General features: G+C 72.1%; 3 protein-coding genes and 2 pseudogenes. 3 read left to right on the top strand and 2 right to left on the bottom strand.

Annotated features, from left to right (window positions below; all coding sequences use genetic code 11):
- Positions 1 to 1063, bottom strand: a pseudogene (locus G6022_RS07905) (HAMP domain-containing sensor histidine kinase); the annotation flags it as partial.
- Between the two features lie 74 nt (positions 1064 to 1137).
- The gene (locus tag G6022_RS07900) at positions 1138 to 1860 is read right to left on the bottom strand and encodes a response regulator transcription factor (protein WP_182616035.1); all 723 of its coding nucleotides are present in this window, start codon (positions 1858 to 1860) and stop codon (positions 1138 to 1140) included.
- A 234-nt stretch (positions 1861 to 2094) separates the two neighbouring features.
- Between G6022_RS07900 and G6022_RS07895 the strand changes: the two genes are divergently transcribed.
- The 3 genes and pseudogenes from G6022_RS07895 to G6022_RS07885 form a co-directional block, all read left to right on the top strand.
- Positions 2095 to 2736, top strand: coding sequence for a DUF305 domain-containing protein (locus G6022_RS07895; RefSeq protein WP_182616029.1), 642 nt, complete (start codon positions 2095 to 2097; stop codon positions 2734 to 2736).
- 2 nt (positions 2737 to 2738) lie between these two features.
- Positions 2739 to 3365, top strand: coding sequence for a CueP family metal-binding protein (locus G6022_RS07890; protein WP_238556361.1), 627 nt, complete (start codon positions 2739 to 2741; stop codon positions 3363 to 3365).
- Between the two features lie 269 nt (positions 3366 to 3634).
- Positions 3635 to 3896, top strand: a pseudogene (locus G6022_RS07885) (hypothetical protein); the annotation flags it as partial.

Raw genomic sequence — 3896 nt, 5'->3', positions numbered from 1 at the left:
CGTGCCCGGGGCCGTCGCTGGCCGCGCTGACGCGACCGCCGTGGGCCTCCACGAGTGCCCGGGTGATCGCCAGCCCGATGCCGCTTCCCCCGCCGTGTCGGCCGCGGGCGGTGTCCGCGCGGTAGAAGCGGTCGAAGAGGTGATCCAGGTGGTGCGCGGCCACGCCCTCGCCGGTGTCGGTGACAGTGACGGACACCCGCCTCCGAGCCACCGTGTCGGTGCCGGACGTCCTGGTGCCGGTGTCCGCGGGGAGCAGGCTGGTGCTGACGGTGACGGAGCCACCGGCAGGGGTGTGCCGTAATGCGCTGTCCAGCAGGTTCCCCAGTACCTGGCCCATGCGGTCGATGTCCACGGTGGCCTCGGCGTCGACGAGGTCGCGGGCGGTGAGCTCCACCTACTTGTCCGCGAACCGCTCACGGGCGGCGTCGAGGGCGCTCCCCACCAACCCGGCGATGGTGGTGGGGACCGGATGGAGGCGGGTCAGGTGCTCCTCGACGGCCGAGACGGCCACGATGTCCGACGCCAGGCGTTCGAGTCGGCGGGTGGCCGTCCACAGCACCTCCCTGGTGTCGTCGTCGTAGTCCCGCACACCGTCGTCGACGGCCTCGAGGTAGGAGTCGATCGTGGCCAGCGGGGTGCGCATCTCGTGACCGAGGTCGGCGAGCATCCGGCGTCGCGTGGTGTCGGTGGCGTCGAGTCTCCGGGCGAGTTCGTTGACGCTCGTCGCCAGGTCGTCGAACTCCCGCCCCAGCTCGGGACTCGCGACGCGCGTGTCGTAGCGCCCGCCGGCGATCTCGGCGGTCGAGGCGGTCACCACCGCGACCGAACGCTGGACCCTGCGGGTGAGGTACCAGCTCGCCAGCAACGCCAGGAGCACCGCGACGCCCACCGCCAGCCCCCAGGCCAGGACGATCGAATCCGTGAACGCCTCCTCGACGTGGGCGGCCTCCGCGGAGTCGTGCTCGATCCCGGCCTGTCCGAGGTGGTCGTGGAAGATCTCGGGCGCCAGCACCGAGGCGACGAGCCAGGCGCTCCCCGCGCAGCCCACCACCACCCCGGCCATGACCACCAACAGACGCGTCCCGAAACTCGCCCCTGCGAGCCGGCCGCGCCGCACCTCGCCGACAGCGCCGCCGCTCACCGCCCGGCCCCCATCCGGTAGCCCACTCCGCGGACGGTGCGGACGTAGCGACCCCGCGCGGCCTCGTCACCGAGCTTGCGGCGCAGGTGCGCGACGTGGACGTCCACCAGGTGGTCGTCGCCCACCCAGTTCGGGCCCCACACCCTCTCGATCAACTGGGACCGGGTGAACACGACACCCGGGTCGCGGGACAGGGCGGCGAGCAGGTCGAACTCAGTGCGGGTCAGGGCGACGGCCCGCCCGTCGACGCTCACCTCGCGACCGGCCACGTCGATGGTCAGATCCCCGATCCTCCGCAGACGCGCGTCCACCGGGCTGCTGCCCGCGGACCCGGCGGCGGCCACGTCGTCGTCGTACCCGGTCACGGGACCCCGCGGTCTGCGCAACATCGCCTGGATCCTGGCCATGAGCTCGCGGGGGCTGAACGGCTTGGTCATGTAGTCGTCCGCGCCGACGGACAGCCCGATCAGTGTGTCGACCTCGTCGGTCCGGGCGGTGAGCATCACCACGTACGCGTCGGAGTGGACCCGGACCCGCCGGCACACCTCGACCCCGTCCAGCCCCGGCAACCCCAGGTCCAGGACGATCACGTCCGGGTCCACCGACCGGGCGAGCGTGACCGCCTCGGCACCGTCGCCGGTGACGGTGACCTCGAATCCGTCGCGACGGAGATACGAGGCGACCAGGTCGGCGAGGGACTGCTCGTCGTCGACGACCATCGCCCGCAACCCCGTGGGCGGGCGCGGCACGGGACCGGGTGCACCGGCCTGTCCGTGGTCGCCAGGGCTGGGGGTCATGGGTCCCATCATCGCGCCCCGCCTGCGGATCCGCCGCCCCCGCGACGGCCTTGACCAAACCTTCACACGACCTCCATCCGAAGCGCCGGACCCGACGGGCAGGATGGTTCCCAGCAGTCCGGGCGCCCGGCCGCTCCGTTCGAAAGGACCTCGACGATGACCAGCAGGATCTTCCTCGCCGCCGCAGCCGTGGCCGTCCTCACGCTCTCCGCCTGTGCCGACGACGGCGACGACACGACGGCCACGACGCCGGCCACGACCACCACCGCCGAGGACGGCGCTCCCGCGACCACCGAGGAGGGCGACGCGTCCGAGCACTCCGCCGCCGACGTGCGGTTCGCGCGGATGATGATCCCGCACCACGAGCAGGCCATCGAGATGAGCGACATCATCCTGGCCAAGGAGGGCGTCCCCGACGACGTCCGCGAGCTGGCCGAGGAGATCAAGGCCGCGCAGGGCCCGGAGATCGAGCAGCTCGACGAGTGGCTCGGGGAGTGGGGCGAGCCCGGCATGGGCCGCGACGATCATGGCGACCACATGGGTGACGCCGGCGAGATGCGCATGATGGACGGGATGCTCTCGCCGGAGGAGATGCAGGAGCTGGCCGACGCCGAGGGCACCGACGCCGCGCGGTTGTTCCTGGAGCAGATGATCGTCCACCACGAGGGCGCGATCGACATGGCCGAGGACCAGGTGTCCGGCGGCACCCACCCGGAGGCGGTCGAGCTGGCCCAGACCATCATCGACACCCAGCAGCGGGAGATCGATCAGATGCGCGAGATGCTCGCCGGCCTGTGACCGTGACGAGTGCTCTGACGACTGTTCCCCGCCCGTCCGCGCGCCGTCGCGCCCTGCTCGCGGCCGTGGTCGCGGGATCGTTGGGGCTGACCGCCTGCACCTCGGCCGGGCCGGAACCGGACTCCACCTCCGACCGGGCCGCGGCCACCCTCGTCGAGCGACACGGCCTCGAGGGGTTGGACGCCCGGCAGGTGATCGAGCGGCTCGACACCATGCCCGTGGCCGAGCGGCCCGACGACCTGTGGGCTTCCGTCGAACCGGACCAGCTGGTCCTGAGCGACCCCACCGGCGACCTCGAGGAGGCGGCGCTGCCGATGCCGGCAGACGAGTTCTACCTCTCCGTGGCCCCGTACCGGACCTTCACGCACGACTGCTTCTTCCACAGCCTCACCACGTGCCTCGGGGAGCTCGGCGGCGAGACCGTGCAGGTGACCGTGACGGACGGGGCGACCGGGCAGACCGTGCTCGACGAGACCCGCACGACCTACGACAACGGCTTCGTGGGCCTGTGGCTCCCGCGCGACCTCACCGGCACCCTGACGATCGCGCACGAGGGCGACTCGACGACCTCGCCCGTCTCCACCGGCGACGACGACCTGACCTGCCTGACCACGATGCAGGTGGCGTAGGCGGCGGCCGATCGCGTCGACCTATCTGACGACTGACCTGCTCAGGCCCGCGCCAATTGACCCGACTCGCCGAGGTGACGTACCCAACAGACGCCGGGAGAGCGGTGGCTCGTAGGGGTAGACCCTGACGACCCGGCCGGGCGCGCTGCAGGGGTCCCCCGATCTTCTCCCGGATTTCCGTTCCGCCCCGGGTGAGCGGCGCGCGGCCGCGGCTAGGGTGACCCCGACGTCAGTCGAGTCGCCTCTCCCGCACCGTGAAATGAGACGCCATGAACGAGCAGTTCCCCTACCGGCCCGACGAGTCCTCGGACGCCGGTCGGGACCGCCTTCCGGCGCCCACGGACCAGTTCGCCCCCATCCAGAGGTTCCCCCCTGAGCAGTTCCCGACGGAACGGTTCCCGACGGAGCAGTTCCCGACCCGCCCGGCCGCCGGGCCCGCCGAACCCCTGGCGCACGAGGGCGATCTGCCCTACGGCAACTCACCCGCCGCGCCGTACCGCCCTGACCAGGACTTCGCCCCCCGGCATCTGG

Origin of the sequence: Dietzia sp. Cai40, assembly GCF_014145165.1 — a bacterium.
GTDB lineage: Bacteria > Actinomycetota > Actinomycetes > Mycobacteriales > Mycobacteriaceae > Dietzia > Dietzia natronolimnaea.
Note: the sequence above shows the minus strand (reverse complement) of the source record. Positions and strands in the feature narration are given on the sequence as shown.

What these genes read in the sequence shown, in the direction of transcription:
- G6022_RS07900 (WP_182616035.1), bottom strand. Translation starts at nt 1,860, where the DNA reads ATGGTCGTCGACGACGAGCAGTCCCTCGCCGACCTGGTCGCCTCGTAT.
- G6022_RS07895 (WP_182616029.1), top strand. Translation starts at nt 2,095, where the DNA reads ATGACCAGCAGGATCTTCCTCGCCGCCGCAGCCGTGGCCGTCCTCACG.